This is a genomic window from Winogradskyella vincentii, assembly GCF_020166345.1.
In the GTDB taxonomy this organism is placed as follows: domain Bacteria; phylum Bacteroidota; class Bacteroidia; order Flavobacteriales; family Flavobacteriaceae; genus Winogradskyella; species Winogradskyella vincentii.
In genome coordinates this window covers 1-3,188 of the sequence record NZ_JAIUJS010000019.1, presented here as the reverse complement: position 1 = coordinate 3,188, position 3,188 = coordinate 1, and the positions used below count along the sequence as shown (strand labels likewise).

The following is a 3,188-nucleotide window of genomic DNA, read 5'->3' as shown; positions in this document are numbered from 1 at the left end:
CCTTTTGTCCGTTGCTCTTTGGACTACTAACACTTTTAAAAGTAAACTTTTAACGTGCCTCGTCCACCGCAACGAATAATAGCCGAGGGTCGTTGTAGCACATTTTGAGAAAAAAAATTATGAGTACAGAATCAACCTTTTGGTTGGGAGATACAATTTTACGATTAGATAAAATTTTAGCAGTCCAACACAATACGAATACCGAAAATGAATTGAAACCGAGCCATGTTGTTTACGTAACTTTTGACAATGCAAACGGAACAACAATCAAAGTCGAATTTAATGACTGGGAACACGCTTCTGATAGTGTTGAGAAATTAAAACAAGAATGGGAAAATTACCTTTATGAGCAAAAAAAATCTAAATAAACATCTTATTGGATTGACTGGCGAATATTTTGTAGCTGGAATGATGAGTTTAAAAGGTTGGGTTGCTAGTTTAACTTTAAAAAATTATCCGTCAGTCGATATTTTTGGACTAAATCCAGAAACGGATAAAACAGTGAATATTCAAGTAAAAACGACCAGAAAACATACAAGTTTCAATATTGGATTAAGACACGATCAAAGGAATATTATAAGAGATAAAATTCTTTGCCCATTTGTTTTTGTTCATATCGACAAAAATGATCACGTTAGATATTTTATTCTTTCAAGAAAAGAATTCATAGACTTGATTGAAAAAACAGATGACGCATATTTTAATAAGCCAAGGACAAAACCTATAAAACCAAATTATCCGATTGCTATTAAAGTTACAGATTTACAAATATTTGAGGATAAATGGGACAATATCTGGAAAAAATAAAAACGTGCTACAACAATGTATAACCGCAATTACGGCGGATTCGACTACGTCCGAATCCACTCGGAATTGCTAACGTCAGTGTCAAACCGAAAATTAACGCATATTAACCCGTAACTGACGGTTATACGAGACCGTTGTGCTTCATTATTCCTCACTCGAACGGAATAAAATAATTATACTAACTTTCGAGAAACATCTAAACAATGATAAAATTCTTTAGAAAAATTCGGCAAAAATTGCTGACAGAAAACAAATTAAGTAAATATCTACTTTACGCTATTGGAGAGATAATTCTTGTTGTAATTGGAATCTTAATTGCGTTAACAATTAATAACTGGAATACAAAAAATAAGGATAAAGCAAAGGAAGTTGTTTTTTTAAATAAAATAACTAATAACCTAAATGAAGACTTATTACTCTACAAGGGTTTAATTCGATCAGACAGCATAACAATTGTACAAATGCGAACTTTGAGAAATGCTCTGAAAAATAAGAATGAAAATGATTTTAGTAAAATTACCAATAATATTATTAGCCTTATGACTGGAAGGGAATTTACAGTTAATAAAACCGCATTCGAAAATATTGTGTCCTCTGGCCAGATTGATATTTTAAAAAACGATAGTATTGTAGATAATCTGTTTCTCTATTATCGCCAAGTCGAGGTTATAAAAAGAGGTCCAGATATGGGAGCTACTGAATATAATAGAAATGTGTTTGGTCCATTATTAATTAATTTTGGGAGTCCTGACCATACAATTAAAGATTTACCAATGTATCAAAAGAATCTTGCATTAAATAATAGTGTTGATTGGAAAATTTTTCTACTTAATAATAAGATAAGAGAATATAAAAGTCAAGTTGAATTTGCTAATGAAATAATTGATTTAATCTTCAAAGAAACAAACGAATGATTTTTATTTACTTAAATAATAACGAAAGCACAACAATGGCTATAATCAATTGCTTGGTCCCGCCTACTTCTGAAAATCCTCGCGGATTTTCAGTTTGGTGTGTACTTGCAAAATTAAGTGCTAACCCACGCAACTACTCATAGCCGAGACCGTTGGCAACAAGCTGAAAAAACCGAGAAAACCTAAAATGAATAACGAAAAATGGAATGAAATCTGCTTCTTATTATCCGACAATGTTCGGAGTGATATAAGTGAGAGCGATTTTGAACAACAAGTCGTCCAAGCATTAAGAGTTTTGGACTGGAAAGAATATTTAGGAGATATAGAAATTCGACCTTCATTCCAAGTTGGTTCGGTAAATAAAATCACGCCTGATTTTGTGATAAAATCTGCTGACAATAGAAAACTTTTTGTCATTGAAATAAAGCAACCGAATATTCCTCTCAATTCAAGGTTTCAGCAACAATTGTTTTCTTATATGAGACAATTAAAACTTGAGTATGGAATTTTAATCGGACAAGCAATACAAATTTTTTACGATGGTAATTTAGCTAAACAAGATGACCCAATACTTTTAGAAACAATTAAGTTTACGAAAGACAATGAGAAAGGAGTAAAATTTGTCGAACTATTTTCAAAAGCAAATTTTAACCAAGATTCGTTAAGAGAATTCACGCTCAACGGACTGAAAAAATTAAATCGCAGAGAAGAACATAAGGAACTTACAAAAAAACTTCTTGATGAAAGTTATCAAGAAAAACTATCGGAATTAATAAAACAGGATTTCCTTGACGAATATGATGGAGAATTAATTGAATCTGTTTTAGAGAATTTAAAAGTTGAGATTAAAGCAAAAAATACCTTACCAACTCAATCCGAATTGCCAAAAAGAGAAATCTATAAAACAAGAATAGTTGACTATTCAAATGGAATTTTACCAATCGAATTGAATCCACCAACGGAATCGGAATTTAAACGCAGATTGTTAAATACCAAGACTGCTTACATTACGACTTTTTATAAAAACGGAACATCTAAACAAAAAGTCTGGAATGCTCACAGATTTAGAGAAACTTCTGGAGTTTTAGGAAATTTAAGGTCAAGACCAGAATTCAGAAATGGAAAATGGCAAAAACTCGGAATTGAAAAAGTATATGTGTCAATTGAAAAATAAAGCCAGTTGCCAACAACGTGTAAGCGCAATAACGGCTGAATTTCCTAATCGGAAATTCAATTCGTTTTGCTAAATTAGTTGCGTCAGCGGAAAGTACTCGCGCACTTTCCCGTTACTGACGCTTACACAAAACCGTTGGCAATAATATGACCGAACACATCCGAAACTATGAATAAAGCAAATAAAAGTGAAATATTAACAAACCTATTATGGACAGCATTTGGAATTATAGGTGGAATTAGCTACTACTCAAAAACCGAATATTTAATTTGTGTAATATTATTTTTAATAGG

The 3,188-nt window shown here is 31.8% G+C and carries 4 protein-coding genes; all 4 read left to right on the top strand.

What is annotated here, in order from left to right; genetic code table 11:
- Positions 1 to 119: 119 nt before the first annotated feature.
- On the top strand, positions 120 to 368 hold the full coding sequence (locus LBV24_RS14935; protein ID WP_224479464.1) for a hypothetical protein: 249 nt from the start codon (positions 120 to 122) through the stop codon (positions 366 to 368).
- Positions 346 to 807, top strand: a complete 462-nt coding sequence (locus tag LBV24_RS14930) for a hypothetical protein (protein WP_224479463.1) — start codon at positions 346 to 348, stop codon at positions 805 to 807. Before LBV24_RS14935 ends, LBV24_RS14930 begins: the two co-directional genes overlap by 23 nt.
- A 203-nt stretch (positions 808 to 1,010) precedes the next feature.
- On the top strand, positions 1,011 to 1,721 hold the full coding sequence (locus tag LBV24_RS14925; RefSeq protein WP_224479462.1) for a DUF6090 family protein: 711 nt from the start codon (positions 1,011 to 1,013) through the stop codon (positions 1,719 to 1,721).
- 187 nt (positions 1,722 to 1,908) lie between these two features.
- On the top strand, positions 1,909 to 2,895 hold the full coding sequence (locus LBV24_RS14920; protein ID WP_224479461.1) for a type I restriction enzyme HsdR N-terminal domain-containing protein: 987 nt from the start codon (positions 1,909 to 1,911) through the stop codon (positions 2,893 to 2,895).
- The last annotated feature ends 293 nt before the right edge of the window (positions 2,896 to 3,188 follow it).

Bases quoted from the DNA above. Each gene is read 5' to 3' on its own strand.
- LBV24_RS14935 (WP_224479464.1), top strand. From the start codon at position 120: ATGAGTACAGAATCAACCTTTTGGTTGGGAGATACAATTTTACGATTA.
- LBV24_RS14930 (WP_224479463.1), top strand. From the start codon at position 346: ATGAGCAAAAAAAATCTAAATAAACATCTTATTGGATTGACTGGCGAA.
- LBV24_RS14925 (WP_224479462.1), top strand. From the start codon at position 1,011: ATGATAAAATTCTTTAGAAAAATTCGGCAAAAATTGCTGACAGAAAAC.
- LBV24_RS14920 (WP_224479461.1), top strand. From the start codon at position 1,909: ATGAATAACGAAAAATGGAATGAAATCTGCTTCTTATTATCCGACAAT.